Raw genomic sequence first — 14,439 nt, 5'->3', positions numbered from 1 at the left:
ATTATGAACATAATTTGGGAAAGTATTATATTAACTCTTACTGGAATAATTGTTTTAAAAATGACAGGTAGTACATCTGTCAGCCAAATGACAAGAGCTGAGATAATTATAGTTGTATCAATTGGCCGCATTATTGTAGAACCTGTATTAAGTAGAAAAGTAGTCCCATCTGTATTTGCAGCTATCATATTTGCGAGCATACTACTTATCATTCATTTCTTTGAATTGAAATCAAGGAAGGTGGAACAATTTCTAAATGGAAGTAGCATTATAATTGTTGAAAACGGAGAGATTGTAAAAGAGAATTTGATGCAGGCAAAAATGTCGGAGCAACAACTATATATGCAATTAAGAGAAAAAGGAATTCATGATTTGAAGATTTTACAAAAAGTTACAGCTGAACCGAATGGGCGTATTGGTTATCAACTAATAGAGAAAGCTCAACCAATAACTTTAGAAGTGTTAGAAAAAGTAATAAATCAGTACAATACAAAAAGATAATTTCTTTCGAGAAAAGCCAATACTACAACGGAAGTATTGGCTTCTTTATTTTTCTACAAACGTAGGGATTAATAAAATAGGGTGAATTTTAAACCAATCATTATAATAGATGTAGACTTATAATTATGCTATATTCAATGGACCTAAAGTGAATGTGGTAAAAAATTAATTTGGCATAGGTAGCCGCAGTGTAAAAGTTGATAAGTTTTTAATGTGATACTAAAAATGAGATGAAAACAAGGAGATAGATACATAATGGAATTTTGGGAATCAAGTTTTATTGAGAAACAAACAATGTGGGGATTTGAGCCTACAGAATCTGCAATTTTGACAAAAGATTTTTTTCTAGAAAAGAACATTAAGGACATATTAGTTCCAGGTATTGGATATGGTAGAAACGCAAAGGTATTTATCGAAAATAGTATAAATGTAACAGGTATTGAAATTTCGAAAACAGCGATCGATTTAGCAAGAGAAAACGGACTAGAAGATGTTAGTATGTATCACGGTTCAGTAAACGAAATGCCTTTTGATAATAAACTGTATGATGGGATATTTAGTCATGCACTTCTTCATTTGTTGAATGAACAGGAAAGAGAGAAATTTATTGAAGATTGTTATAATCAGTTAAAACCAGGCGGATATATGGTTTTTACAACTGTTTCTAAAAAAGCTCCCATGTACGGAAAAGGAAAACAGTTGGATAAAGATTATTATGAAATAATGGAAGGCGTAAAAATGTTCTTCTATGATTCTGAATCTATAAAACGAGATTTTAATCAATATGGATTAGTACAAGTTTCGGAAATTGATGAACCAAATAAGAACATGGCAAATAAACCTTCAATCAATTTTTTAACGATAAAATATAAGAGAGAACTATAATTAAAAGTTATTAAGAATTATTAAAGATGTTTATATATTGATTATGCACAAATAAAAAGGACAAGCATATAATAGAAGTACCTATTAACTTTAAGTAACCTTAACTTTCTTTAATAGGATATCTCAAAATCCCCAAAAAGAGCACTTGCGGAAACAAGTGCTCTTTTATTTGGGATTTTAAACCATAAATATTGAATAAAATGTTAAACTGAAAAGAGAAATTTTTGTAATTAAAACTGTAGTATATGAATGGAGTGTTATTGAATGCAAACAAGAAAAGCCTATCTATATGTATTTGACACGATGTCTGATTGGGAATACGGACATTTAATTGCTGAACTTAATACAGGGAGATATTTCAAAAAAGATGTAGCGCCTTTTAAAGTAGTAACAGTTGGAATAAATAAAGAAACGATTATTTCAATGGGGGGCTTGAATATAAAGCCTGATATTTCCCTAGATGAATGTATCCTTGAGAATAACGATTTATTAATTTTACCTGGAGGGAATACTTGGAGTGAAGAAATACATAAACCTATTTTGAAAACAGTTGGTGAAGCTTTAAAACTTGGTACAATTGTAGCGGCAATTTGCGGTGCAACTATAGGTCTTGCAAATTACGGTTACTTAAATTCTAGAAAGCATACAAGTAATAGTTTAGATTATATGAAAATGGTTTGTTCTAATTATAATGGAGAAAATTTTTATGAAATGGGACCTGTAGCATCCAGTGAAAATCTTATTACTGCATCGGGTGTAGCCCCGCTAGAATTTGCAATGGAAGTACTGAAAAAATTAGATGTATTTGCGCCGGATACACTTCATTCATGGTATAAATTGAATGAGACTCATGAACCTGAATATTTCTTCCAGTTAATGTATTCAATTAATAGCTGAGTAGTATTTCGAATGAAAATCATGTTTTAGATGATGCGAAAACTAATAACAAAATAATTTTATGAAAATAAAAGGTAAGGGTGTTCCTATGAATATATGAGGAAATATCCTTACCTTTTATAGTGTTATTTCTGAACGACAAACGTAATGGCACTTGTTTTTAATTGAATGTGTCTTTCATTTCGAACAATATCATAAGCTAATTCTTTTATTTCAACTTTTAGTTCTTTCCATTCTTTATAGATGCTTTTTAAAGTACTTATCATTTCTTCGGTTGAAAGATTAATTTCAATTAAAGCTTCTAATTCTTCATTCGTTATTGGATCAATTTCTTGTATGTTAGAGTTAATAATTAAACAATTAATACCGCCGTTTTTTGTACCTCTTTTCATAGAGTGGAGTACATTTTTAAAATCTTCTTCTGATCTGACATGTTCTAAACTTGATACTGCAACGATATAATCATAAGCGTTAGAGTCAATATAATAGTTTTCAATTGCTGCTTCTTCTGTTTTTATAACCTCGAATACATCATGTTCTTTGCTATAAATTTGTAGTTTTGTTAAAGCGGAATTAAGTAAATCAACACATGTAACAGTGCCGCTAGTATTTTTTATTTTTTTGCAATTGGAATGCTATTTCTCCCAACGCCAGATCCAAGGTCAAGTACTTGCAAGTTGTTTTGTCCGTCAAAGTGGTTCATCAAGTCCATAACCGTTTTAACTGGTTTGAAAAGCCAAGAGCCAGCTTCAAACAGTTTATATTGTTCGTGATAGTTCTTTTCTTCTTGTCTTATGTAATCGATACGGTTCATATTGTTTCAGCTTCAATATTTTTATTGCAAAATGAATAGGTGGGGCAGCCTTTAACATTTGTTTGAATTCGAAAAATACCACCAGCATGTGGATACTCTTTTAATTCGTCATCCGTCATTCTTGTTCTGGCTGTTGTAACATATAAATCAGTTAAGTTAGAACCACCAAATGTACATGATGTTACATATAACGCAGGAATTGGAATACTTAATATTTGTTCTCCAGTAGAGGGATTCCATCTAGTAATTTTTGAACCTCCCCAATGTGCAATCCATAAACAACCTTCTTCGTCAATTGTCATACCATCAGGTAGACCATCATTTTCAGAGAAAATGATTACATCACTTGGATTATGAATTTCTCCAGTACGTATATTATATTGATATCGAACCACTTTTTTAGTAGGTGTATCTATAAAGTAAAGGTATGTATGATCAGGTGACCAAGCGATTCCGTTTGAAGTATTTACATGTGAAACTTTTTTCTCTACACTCAAATTATTATGTAAACAATATAAGGAACCTGCAGCATTCATACCGTATGTATCTGTAGTACCTGCCCAGAAACGACCATCGGGATCACATTTTCCATCATTAAAACGATTTTCTATTAAATGTGGTTCGGGGTCAAAAATATGTGTCAGTTTTTCTGTATTTACATTAATAGAATAAAAGCCGTTTTCCATAGCTAAGAGTAATATGTCCTCTAAATATGGAACAACACAGCCAATTTGTTGATTGAGAGCGATTACTCGGTTCGTATTAGTAGTAGGATTATATATGCATAATTTTTTCTCCATAATATCAACCCAATATAAAAGTTGCTTTTTTTCATTCCAACATGGTCCTTCAGCTAAACTCGCTTTAACATTTAAAACTAAGTTTATATTACTGAACAAGATGTTCACCTCGCGTTATAAGATATTAATATAATTCGATAAGAATAGAGGTAAACCTTTTAGTCAGAGGATATTATGATTTGTGCTCTAGAAAACTAATCTTCTCAAGTGATTAAAAGGTTTATAAACACGGAGAGGAAAATGCATATGATGTTTTATGAGATTGTTTGCTTTTCTTGTAAGAATATATTTCGTGTTTACGAAGGTAGTGAAAAATATAAGCGATTTAAAGAGAAACCAAAAGGGGCATATTGTTGTGATGAGTGTAGCCACAAAATTCAATTAGAGGCGATAAAGAATTTTTTTAGATAATTTTACGATTTCGATTCGGAAAAGTTTGACAATAAAAGTGTTATAAATTATCATATTAAAAAACTAATATTTAAGGCATAGAAGAGAAGAGTAGTTAAGAAAGAATACGTACAGAGAGCTCTGGTAGCTGAGAAAGAGCGGTATACATCTTAATGAAAAAAGACTTGGAGCTGCGCAAGGAACTAATTTATTTAGGGATGGTGCGACGGGTTCTCCCGTTATAGAGATAGGGTATAAGCATATTTTGCCGTACCTGAAGAGGTTAATATGGTGACATATTAACAAACTGAGGTGGTACCGCGAAGCTAACAACTCTCGTCCTCAAGATGAATAATCTTGGGGGTGGGAGTTTTTTTTGTTGCATAAAACTGGAAATGAGAAACAAAAAATAATTGAGGTGAGTAATATATGCATTGGGCGTATGAAGTAGCACATGAATTAATTAGGAAACATCCAAATAAAGAAACGTTTGTTTGTGCATCTGGAATTAGTCCGTCAGGTTCTGTTCATATTGGGAACTTTCGTGAAATCGTAACGACTTATTTCGTAGTAAGAGCACTTCAAGATTTAGGGAAAAAGACTCGTTTTATATTTTCGTGGGATGATTATGATAGGTTTAGAAAAGTTCCAAAAAATATTGATCCATCTTTTGCAAAGTATATTGGTATGCCATACTGTGATATTCCAGATCCGTATGGATGTCATAACTCGTATGCGGAGCATTTTGAAAAAGAGTTTGAAAAATCGCTTCAAGCATTTGGAATTGAAGTAGAATTTATTTATCAACATGATGAATATAGAAGTGGAAGGTATAATGAAAATATTTTAGAGGCTTTGTATAAACGAAAAGAAATATATGATATTTTAATGGATTTTAAAACTGGAGAGTGTAGTGAAGAAAAGCGAGAGAGCTTTTATCCAGCTACATTATATTGTGAGAGGTGCGGAAAAGATACAACAATTATTACACATTTTGATGAAGTATTAAAAACAGTGCGGTATGAATGTGAATGCGGAAATGAAAAAGAGTTATCCGTATTAAATACAAATAAAATGAAACTAAACTGGAAAATCGATTGGCCGATGAGATGGATGATAGAGGATGTAATTTTTGAACCAGGTGGAAGAGATCATTCATCGGAAACGGGTAGTTATAATGTATCAAAAGAAATTGCAAGGAAAATATTCAATCGTGAAGCGCCTCATTACGTTGCTTACGATTTCATTGGTATTAAAGGGAATCATGAAAAAATGTCTAGTTCTTCAGGGAATAGTATTACACCAAGCGATATATTGAAAGTGTATATACCAGAAGTAATTCTCTTTATGTTTGCAAAATACAAACCAGGCGCTGCTTTTCATATTGGGTTGGATGAAGATGTGATTCGCAATTATACAGAATATGAACGATTGAAAGATAGTTATGAAAATAAAATGCTCAAAAATGAAGATTTATTTGATGCAATTAAAATCTCTAAAGTTGATAGCGAGTTTAAAGAATATCCGAAATTTAATCAAGTAGCAGGAACGTTACCATTATTAAATTTTGATTCAACTATTTTACAGGGGATATTAAAGAAAATAGATAGGAGCTATGCATTAGATGAAATGAGAGCGATAAGTAATCGCGCAGAGTATTGGATAAGAAACTTTCAATCTGAAAAATTAATTGCGGTAAATCGGGAGAAAAATGCAGAGTTTTACTACACATTAGATGAAAGGCAGAAAGAATGGCTAGTAGAAGTTTGTAAAATACTTCGTTCTATTAAAGATTACTCTAACTTAATGGAGCAATTATATGCGATTTGTCATCATGAAAATAAAAAAATAATGAAAGAAAATCAAAAACAATTATTCACTATTATATATAAGCTCATTATGAATCAATCAAATGGTCCTCGTATACCATTATTAATACATGTAGTAGGCATAGAAAAATTCATCACACTATTAGATTTCTAAAACACAGTTAAAAGCAACGCAAGTACCAAAATTCTAAGTACTTGCGTTGCAAATTTTACTATCGTGAATACATTTTCGGACATTCATCACCACTTGGTTCATAAAAACAATGGCTTTTAAACTGTCCTACAAATGGCTGATTATACCATTCAGGCGGACAAGCTCCAACTGGACGGAAATACCAAAGAGCCCATCGTGCAGGCCAGCGCCATTGACCTTGTAAAACTTTTCGTGCGATTTCTTTTTCTGATTCACGAGCGCGTTGATAAAAATATCCATATTGTACTGCTTCAAATCCGCCGGGGCTTTGATATACAGCGTCTCGTATGGTACGGAGTTGTTTAAAATCTAAGCAATCACAAAATACACGGTTTACTACAACGCATCCAACTAATTCCTCACCTTGGCGACCTTCGCCTTCAGCTTCAGCACGAATTAAACGAGCTAGTAAATCAACATCACTTTCGTTGTATGGAATAAGGGGCATAGTGATACCACCTTTCTGTTATAGTAAAGAGTGTATGTTATAAAACAATCTGCGTGCTTTTTTACATAAAAATAACATTTAATTTTAAGAGGAGCTTGTATAAAAAAAGCTAATTAGTAATAGTAGATAAATATAAAAGGGAGAGGTATTATGTATCGAATTCATAAAGACCATATCATTTACTCAATGTCACCAGAAAATAAGCCGTGTATGGAAGTAGAAATTGGGAGCAGTCTTGTATTTGAAACATATGATTGCTTTGAAAATCAAATCGATTCTGAAAATGTTGTGTTTCAAGAATTAGATTGGAACCGAATTAATCCAGCGACTGGACCTGTATATGTTAAAGGAGCAGAACCTGGCGATATATTAGTCGTAACGATTGAAAAAATTGAAATTGCAGAGCAGGGCGTTTTAACTACAGGTGCAAACCTTGGTGTAATGGGTGATGAGTTAAATGAAAATACAGTGAAAATTGTCCCAATACATAATGAATATGTTTTGTTTTCAAGTGAACTACAAATCCCGATTAATCCAATGATTGGGGTAATTGGTACTGCACCGAAAGAAGAGAGCGTTTCATGTGGCACACCGCATGATCACGGCGGGAATATGGACTGTAAAGAAATTAAAGAAGGAACAACATTACTACTACCAGTTAATGTCCCAGGAGCACTATTAGCGTTAGGTGATTTACACGCAGCGATGGGTGATGGTGAAATTGGTGTTAGTGGAGTAGAGGTTGCTGGTGAGGTGACGGTAACAGTTCAGATTATAAAAGGAAAGAAATGGCCACTACCAATGGCTATTCAAAAAGGAAAAATGATGACGATTGCTTCAGAGAAATTGTTAGATGATGCAGCAAGTCGTGCTGTACATAATATGGTAACATTTTTACATGAAGAATTAGCAGTGTCTAAAGCTGATGCAACTCTTTTATTATCGGCAGCAGGTAATTTAAAAGTTTGCCAAGTTGTGGATCCGTTGAAAACGGCGCGTATGGAATTAGGGATGGATTATGTGGAGAAACTAGGATTTACTTTTAGTAAATTTCATATTAAATAGATAAGGGACGAAAAAGGATACTTTTGTATAAAAGCATCCTTTTTTTAATTTACGGATTTTGTGAAAAGAGGTAGTATTTATTTTATATAAGTATATTTGAGATTGTGGATTAAAAAGGAGTTCAATAATGGTCAAAATTATGATTGTAGAAGACGATATGAAAATTGCAGAACTATTATCAACATATGTTGCGAAATATGGTTATCAAGGAGTTATTGTATCGGACTTTCAAAATGTATTAGACATTTTTTTAGATGAACAACCAGAGTTAGTTTTATTAGATATTAATTTACCGAGTTTTGATGGTTACTTTTGGTGTCGTCAAATTCGTGGTGTTTCTACATGTCCGATACTATTTATTTCGGCTCGTGAAGGTACGATGGATCAAGTTATGGCGTTAGAAAACGGTGGCGATGATTTTATTCCGAAGCCTTTTCATTATGAAGTTGTAGTGGCGAAAATTCGTAGTTATTTAAGACGTGCATATGGAGATTATGCACCGAAACTAGAAGAGCGAATGATTGAGCAACAAGGCCTTTGTTTATATCCTGAAAGACTTGTATTGAAACTTAGAAATGACGAGATTGATATAACGAGAAACGAAGCTATTTTATTAGAGACATTAATGAAAAATTATCCGCGTGTTGTGAGTAGAGAAGTGTTACTTAATAAATTATGGGATAGTGAATCTTATGTTGATGATAATACATTAAGTGTAAATACAACACGTGTGCGTAAAAAGTTACAAATGTTGCATATAGAAGGTGCGATTGAAACAATTCGTAGTGTTGGATATAGATTTCATATTACTTGGGATAATGGTATAGAAAAATGATAAGGTTGTTTATACGTGATCATATACCACTTATTTGCTTTACCATAATTCAACTACTAGCTATATTTCTCGTATATTGGTTTGATGGGCATAATCATATTACTACGGCGTTATATGCAATGTTTCTAGGTGTTTTCTTTATGGGAAGTTATTTAGTGTTTCGTTATTTTACACATCGTTCTTTTTATGAGCGCCTAGCAAACCCGATGCAATCTTTGGATGAATCTGTTCAAAAATCTGATTTTGCAGCTGTATCGGCTGCTCTTCAAGAACTACTTGAGGTGCAATATCGACATTATCAAAATCAGCTGCAAATGCAAGAGAGAAAAAATAATGACCATTTAACCTTTATGAATCAGTGGATTCATCAAATGAAAACACCTTTATCTGTAATAGAATTAATTACACAGGATGAAGTAGATTCACGTTTTGAAAGTATAAATGAGGAAACTGATCGATTAAAAAAGGGATTAGAAATGGCTCTGTATGTCGCACGTTTAGAAGCATTTACACAAGATTTTTATGTAGAAAGAGTACAACTACATAAAATAGTGAATGATTCGGTACATGAGCATAAACGGTTCTTTATCCGGAATTTTGTATATCCAGAGCTTGAAATTGATAAGGACATTACAGTAGAAAGTGATGCGAAATGGTTACAATTTTTAATTGGACAAATACTATCGAATGCGATTAAATATTCATCTGGTAGTAGAGAGAAGATTAAAGTGAAAGCGTGTAAGGAAGGTAATAATGTTATACTTGAAATTGCTGATAATGGTGTAGGAATACCGAATCAAGATTTACCAAGAGTGTTTAAACCTTTCTTTACAGGAGAAAATGGTAGAGATTTTAAAGAATCAACTGGAATGGGGCTATATCTCGTATATGAAATTACGAAGCAATTAGGACATAGTGTAGAAATCCATTCAGAAGTTGGTAAAGGTACCGTTGTACGTATTAAATTTTAAATGTGTAAAAATGACTCAGGCTAAAGAACTTTTGAAATAAGTTTTTTAGCCTTACTTTATATGGATTAAATAAAATGATATAAAAGACTGGTATGATTCTAATAAAAGGTCGTGTAAGTATGTGTAATGACACAATAATAAATAAGGCTGTTAAATGAGAGGTTTTTAATAATTTATTAATATTTAAATAGTTTTTTGTAAGAAAAAAGCTCGCCCTTTGAAAGAGCTAGCTTCATGAATTTTAATTAAGTAAACAAACTTAATAATTTATATCCAATTAATCCTAAAATAGTGATAGGAACCATCATTAAGAAAGAAGAAATTCGATTAGCATTAGAGCGTTCTAATACAAGAATCAAGATAATCCCGACTATGACTTCGGTATATCCAACAGGTAACATGTGACTATAGTCTTCAAAATTTAAAAGAATGTGAAGTCCATCCGTTACAAAAACGCCACTAATAAGCGCGCTTCCGAATTTATGAAGTGGATTTGTAGTATCTTTCCATAGAAAACCTGCAACTCCAAAGATAGTTCCTCCTATACATGCACATACAATCCATACGGATATAAAATAAATAGAGTGAGCTACATTTTTAATAACTATTGCATAACCATAGTAGCCTAATACCATACCGAGTAGTGCAAGGATACCAGAAAGTATAGCTGTACGCTTAGAATAACTAAAGCTAGCCACAAAAAAGGATGGAACTAACCAAACGCTTCCTAGATTAGCTAATGAATTCCAATGTCCAGGAAGTATACCTTGCCCCAATTTAGTTAGTATACCAACAATTATCCCTACTATAATCGGGACGAGAAAAATCCTTAAAAACATATTTAACTTTGTGATTTTTAATGTCCTGTCCATAAATTCAATCCTTACATTAATATTTTCTGTAAAGATATAATAGCTTATTACAAGGGAATAATCAATAAAATTTTATCGAGAAACAATAAGTGATTATTGGATAATGAATAACATTTTGTTTTTATATAAAATTTATCCCGCTTTAATGGGCAGTAAGACCCCCACCTCAAAATTCAGCGAAAGCAAAGAAATTAGGTGGGGATCAACTGCCCATAAAAGTCCGATTGGTTCAACTAATAATCAGTGGGGATGAAGAAAACCCCACTGATTAAAGTTTCACTTTATATAAGAGAGAGTGCTTAGAAGTTTACTACTGGGGAAATCTAAAGGACGTATTACAATCAATGTAATTTGTGCTTATTCAACATGAAGTTAAGGAATGATAAATAAACCTAAAATAAATCAATCTTTTTAGTAGCACAAATAATTGCATTTACTCATACAGTACTATCATGGTACAATATGGTTACTAACGACGGAAAGGAATGATGGGTGGACGATGATTAACTAATCTTATTTTTAAATGTTGAAATTCAATAAATTTCAATTTCTAAAAAATAGGATTAGTCTGCCCAATTCCAAACAACGGTTTTGCTATTTGATTTGCGTAATAGCTTATTTGGGTATAAATAATATAATGACTAATCCTGCCAAATTTATTTGGGAGGATTTTTTATTCTCCCTTAATGAAAGGGATCGGTATTATGAAAGAACTATTAAAATTAAATGATGTTTACGTTGAAATAAAGGAAAATATGTTGTTAGAGAAATTAAATGTGACAGTAAAACAAGGGGATGTTATCGGATTAATTGGTAAAAATGGTGCTGGTAAATCAACGTTACTTCAATTAATAAATGGAAAGATTGAGCCTTCAAAAGGGATTGTTGAATGGCAGCAAATGAATATGACAACCGCATATGTTGAGCAAGAAATAGAATCTTTTATTAGTAATGATGTGATTTCGCAAGAAGCAGAACTTCTTGCGAAATGGGGCGTGCCAACGAACGATTTTCATACTTTAAGTGGTGGTGAAAAGCTGAAAATTCGATTAGCAAAAGGATTTGCCGAAAATCCTAATGTCTTAATATTAGACGAACCGACAAATCATTTAGATGAGATCAGTACGGGATTTCTCATTAAACAAATAAAAAAGATGAAAGGTACTGTTATTGTTGTATCGCATGACCGATATTTTTTAGATGTTGTCGCAACAAAAATATGGTCAATTGAGGACAAAAAATTAATTGAGCATAGTGGTAATTATACGAGCTACATGAAAGTACGTGAGCAAAGAAGGAAGTCGCAGCAGCGTGAATATGAAAAGCAGCAAAAAAAGATAGAACAAGTAGAAACACATATAAAAGAATTGAGTTCATGGTCACAAAAGGCACACGCGCAGTCTACAAAACAAGAAGGAGTGAAAGAATTCTATCGTGTAAAAGCGAAGCGAATGGATGCACAAGTGAAGTCAAAACGAAAACGACTCGAAAAAGAGCTGGGGAAAACGAAAGTAGAACGTGTGAAAGAAGAATATTCAGTTGAGTTTTCTATTCAAGCGAACAAAAAAGTAGGAAAACGCTTTTTAGAAGTGAAGCAATTAAAAAAAGACTTTCATGGGAAAGTATTATTTGAAAACGTTAATTTTACAATTCAGCACGGTGAGAAAGTTGCGATTGTTGGACCAAACGGTAGTGGGAAAACAACATTACTGAAGATGATTATGGGAAACGAAACTGCAGAAGGAGAAATATGGATTTCACCTTCTGCAAACATCGGCTATTTAACACAAGAAGTTTTTGATTTACCGCTTGATAAAACACCAGAAAATTTCTTTTTTAAAGAGACGTTTGAAGAAAGGGGAAAAGTCCAAAATTTAATGAAACATTTAGGATTCCAAGCGTCTCAATGGAAAGAGCCGATTGAGCATATGAGTATGGGAGAAAGAGTAAAATGTAAGCTAATGGCTTATATTTTAGATGAAAAAGATGTACTCATTTTAGACGAACCGACGAATCACTTGGATCTACCTTCACGTGAACAACTTGAAAATACATTAGCTGAGTATAACGGAACATTAGTAATTGTATCTCACGATCGATATTTTCTGGAGAAAACCACTAACATAAAACTCGTGTTTTCAAACAATACGATACAAAAGCAGCTAGAAGAACCTACTAAAACAAGAGATGAGATTGAAGAGCTACGTTTAACGTTAGAAACAGCGAGACAAGAAGTATTAGGGAAATTAAGCTTTTTAACTTCTAACGACAAAGAATATAAAGAACTTGATGAACGATTTATAGAACTTACGAAGCAGATAAAGGCACTATAATGTATTTGTAAGCGTGATTAAGGGGGATGGTCACATTCCTATCAAGCTAATCAAGTAAATTACTAGATACGAAATGCTTCTTGTTTCAAAACTAGTAAGTGATAAAAAAGTAGGCATGCTAAAGAAGCCTATTAAAAAGTGATTTTTCGCTAGGCAGCTTGTCTATGCTTCACCGTCGTGTTATACACAATCCCTAGAATATCAAAGACGGTCATCTTCTTATGTCTATGACATTTACGACCGTTCTTTTTAAGCAGTTGATAAAGGCGATACAGAATTTTCAAAAGTTCCTCTGTTCCAACGGTTATCGCTTGAAACAGTAATGGAAAATAATCTTTAATCATATAAATCGCTTTGTATTCACTCAGCTCCTGCTTTTTCTTTTCAAGCAGAAACTGCCGCATTTGAAACATTGTAGAAGAACAGAGGAGAATGCCGATGAGTTGTCCATATAAATGACACTCTAGGCGTTCTCTTTTTATATTTTTACATTCATCAATTTCAAAGAATGACTTCTACGTTTTAAACAAAATTTCAATCTGCCAACGAAGTGAATATAATGAATGCACGTAGTTCGTCGGTACTTCTTCTAGCGACGTGTTCGTGATATATACATTCATGCTCATTAAACGTTTACTTTTATCCTTCATGACAATGCCTTTCTTCTTTTCACGTATTGCTTGGTTTTTCAGACGTATTTGCGTTTGATCATCGGTTAAACGATGGATAATAACACGTGCTGGAAGTTTCTGATTTTGACCAATGTATGCCTCGGGGATTTCCATCTTTTCACCAGGGATTAGACCAGACAGCATTTGTGTCATATTAAGCTGGATGTATTCCGTTTGCTTTTTTAACGTACCATTGTTGAAATATTCTGGTTCAGGGTTCTTGATATAAATGCGCGTATTCAACTTCAACCGCGAGATATAGTAAGCCTCTCTATCATGAATCGTTTGTAAGTCTCCTAAATCGAAGTAACCAAGATCACGTAAACACAAATCGTCTGCCTCTACGGTTTCAAGGCAGATGGTACCGTATGTTTTGTCATTATTCTTTCCTGGTCCAAGCTGCACGTTAAGAAATTGGCCACTAAGTAAATCATATTCCAATTGGATTTTCACGCCTGCGGTATTACTACTCCCATCTGAACCTTGATAGTTAGTGGCGAATTGATTAGGTAGTTGAAACACTGTTGCATCTAGAATGCGGATACGATTAAAAGTCGAGATTATATGTGCAGAAAGTGATTGATTTGAACAGAGTTTTTGTGTGAGAAGAGAAGTAAAGACTTCTCGAAGAAATGCGACAGCTGCTGGATTAAAACACTGATTCAGCCCTTCAGCCCCTCAGGACTTATTAGTGTAGCTGTATTTGCATAAAGCTGACTACATAATCTTGCTACGTGTTGACTGATCCAAATACATAAAGCGGCCAAATCTCGTGCGCCATACTTACTTTTACGTTTTACGAAACCCGTCTCCTGTGCGAGCTGTTGAAGGATACTTGGAGATAGAAATCTCTGTAGTTCTTCAGCGAATAAATGAAACTCATCTTGAATCGATAGATTCATACAAAAACGCCATCCTTTCTGTATATTACTACA

12 protein-coding genes, 2 pseudogenes and 1 other annotated feature are annotated in these 14,439 nt (G+C 33.2%); of the genes and pseudogenes, 9 read left to right on the top strand and 5 right to left on the bottom strand.

Annotation, left to right across the window (positions count from 1 at the left end):
• The first annotated feature begins 3 nt into the window (after window positions 1-3).
• The 3 genes from ACQRBL_RS13740 to ACQRBL_RS13730 all read left to right on the top strand — a co-directional run bounded on the left by ACQRBL_RS13740 (window position 4) and on the right by ACQRBL_RS13730 (window position 2,283).
• Window positions 4-501, top strand: coding sequence for a DUF421 domain-containing protein (locus tag ACQRBL_RS13740; RefSeq protein ID WP_213745199.1), 498 nt, complete (start codon window positions 4-6; stop codon window positions 499-501).
• A 255-nt stretch (window positions 502-756) separates the two neighbouring features.
• Window positions 757-1,386 (top strand): class I SAM-dependent methyltransferase, encoded by a 630-nt coding sequence (locus ACQRBL_RS13735; RefSeq protein ID WP_377856805.1) that lies wholly within the window; start codon window positions 757-759, stop codon window positions 1,384-1,386.
• A 264-nt stretch (window positions 1,387-1,650) separates the two neighbouring features.
• A complete protein-coding gene (locus ACQRBL_RS13730) occupies window positions 1,651-2,283 on the top strand; it encodes a type 1 glutamine amidotransferase family protein (protein ID WP_411995512.1) in 633 nt (210 codons plus the stop codon).
• 125 nt (window positions 2,284-2,408) lie between these two features.
• On the opposite strand, the pseudogene ACQRBL_RS13725 reads toward ACQRBL_RS13730, so the two are convergent.
• Together ACQRBL_RS13725 and ACQRBL_RS13720 are read right to left on the bottom strand one after the other, a co-directional pair.
• Window positions 2,409-3,097: pseudogene (locus ACQRBL_RS13725) on the bottom strand (class I SAM-dependent methyltransferase).
• On the bottom strand, window positions 3,094-3,996 hold the full coding sequence (locus ACQRBL_RS13720) for an SMP-30/gluconolactonase/LRE family protein (protein WP_411995513.1): 903 nt from the start codon (window positions 3,994-3,996) through the stop codon (window positions 3,094-3,096). The pseudogene ACQRBL_RS13725 and the gene ACQRBL_RS13720 overlap by 4 nt, the downstream one beginning before the upstream one ends.
• 141 nt (window positions 3,997-4,137) lie before the next feature.
• Between ACQRBL_RS13720 and ACQRBL_RS13715 the strand changes: the two genes are divergently transcribed.
• Together ACQRBL_RS13715 and lysS are read left to right on the top strand one after the other, a co-directional pair.
• Entirely contained in the window at window positions 4,138-4,308 is a 171-nt protein-coding gene (locus ACQRBL_RS13715; RefSeq protein ID WP_000551042.1) for a DUF2197 domain-containing protein, read from the top strand.
• A 69-nt stretch (window positions 4,309-4,377) separates the two neighbouring features.
• Window positions 4,378-4,634, top strand: a binding site (T-box leader).
• 82 nt (window positions 4,635-4,716) lie between these two features.
• Window positions 4,717-6,270: a lysine--tRNA ligase gene (gene lysS / locus ACQRBL_RS13710; protein WP_411995514.1), complete on the top strand. Its 1,554-nt coding sequence runs from the start codon at window positions 4,717-4,719 to the stop codon at window positions 6,268-6,270.
• A 58-nt stretch (window positions 6,271-6,328) separates the two neighbouring features.
• Here the strand turns inward: lysS and ACQRBL_RS13705 are convergent, their stop codons facing one another.
• Entirely contained in the window at window positions 6,329-6,757 is a 429-nt protein-coding gene (locus tag ACQRBL_RS13705) for a cell wall hydrolase (RefSeq protein WP_120460058.1), read from the bottom strand.
• A gap of 150 nt (window positions 6,758-6,907) precedes the next feature.
• Between ACQRBL_RS13705 and ACQRBL_RS13700 the strand changes: the two genes are divergently transcribed.
• From ACQRBL_RS13700 to ACQRBL_RS13690, 3 genes are all read left to right on the top strand, one after another.
• A complete protein-coding gene (locus tag ACQRBL_RS13700) occupies window positions 6,908-7,822 on the top strand; it encodes an acetamidase/formamidase family protein (RefSeq protein ID WP_411995515.1) in 915 nt (304 codons plus the stop codon).
• A 127-nt stretch (window positions 7,823-7,949) separates the two neighbouring features.
• Entirely contained in the window at window positions 7,950-8,657 is a 708-nt protein-coding gene (locus tag ACQRBL_RS13695; RefSeq protein WP_411995516.1) for a response regulator transcription factor, read from the top strand.
• A complete protein-coding gene (locus ACQRBL_RS13690; RefSeq protein ID WP_411995517.1) occupies window positions 8,654-9,628 on the top strand; it encodes a sensor histidine kinase in 975 nt (324 codons plus the stop codon). Before ACQRBL_RS13695 ends, ACQRBL_RS13690 begins: the two co-directional genes overlap by 4 nt.
• Before the next feature lie 245 nt (window positions 9,629-9,873).
• Here the strand turns inward: ACQRBL_RS13690 and ACQRBL_RS13685 are convergent, their stop codons facing one another.
• The gene (locus ACQRBL_RS13685) at window positions 9,874-10,500 is read right to left on the bottom strand and encodes a DUF6518 family protein (protein ID WP_120460063.1); all 627 of its coding nucleotides are present in this window, start codon (window positions 10,498-10,500) and stop codon (window positions 9,874-9,876) included.
• Between the two features lie 704 nt (window positions 10,501-11,204).
• On the opposite strand from ACQRBL_RS13685, the gene abc-f reads away from it, so the two are divergent.
• On the top strand, window positions 11,205-12,833 hold the full coding sequence (abc-f, locus tag ACQRBL_RS13680) for a ribosomal protection-like ABC-F family protein (protein ID WP_411995518.1): 1,629 nt from the start codon (window positions 11,205-11,207) through the stop codon (window positions 12,831-12,833).
• Between the two features lie 149 nt (window positions 12,834-12,982).
• Here abc-f and ACQRBL_RS13675 read toward each other — a convergent pair.
• Window positions 12,983-14,406, bottom strand: a pseudogene (locus ACQRBL_RS13675) (IS4 family transposase).
• Window positions 14,407-14,439: the final 33 nt, after the last annotated feature.

It is taken from the genome of Bacillus sp. AF62 (assembly GCF_050312695.1).
Classification (GTDB): domain Bacteria; phylum Bacillota; class Bacilli; order Bacillales; family Bacillaceae_G; genus Bacillus_A; species Bacillus_A cereus.
This window is presented reverse-complemented; position numbering and strand designations above follow the sequence as displayed.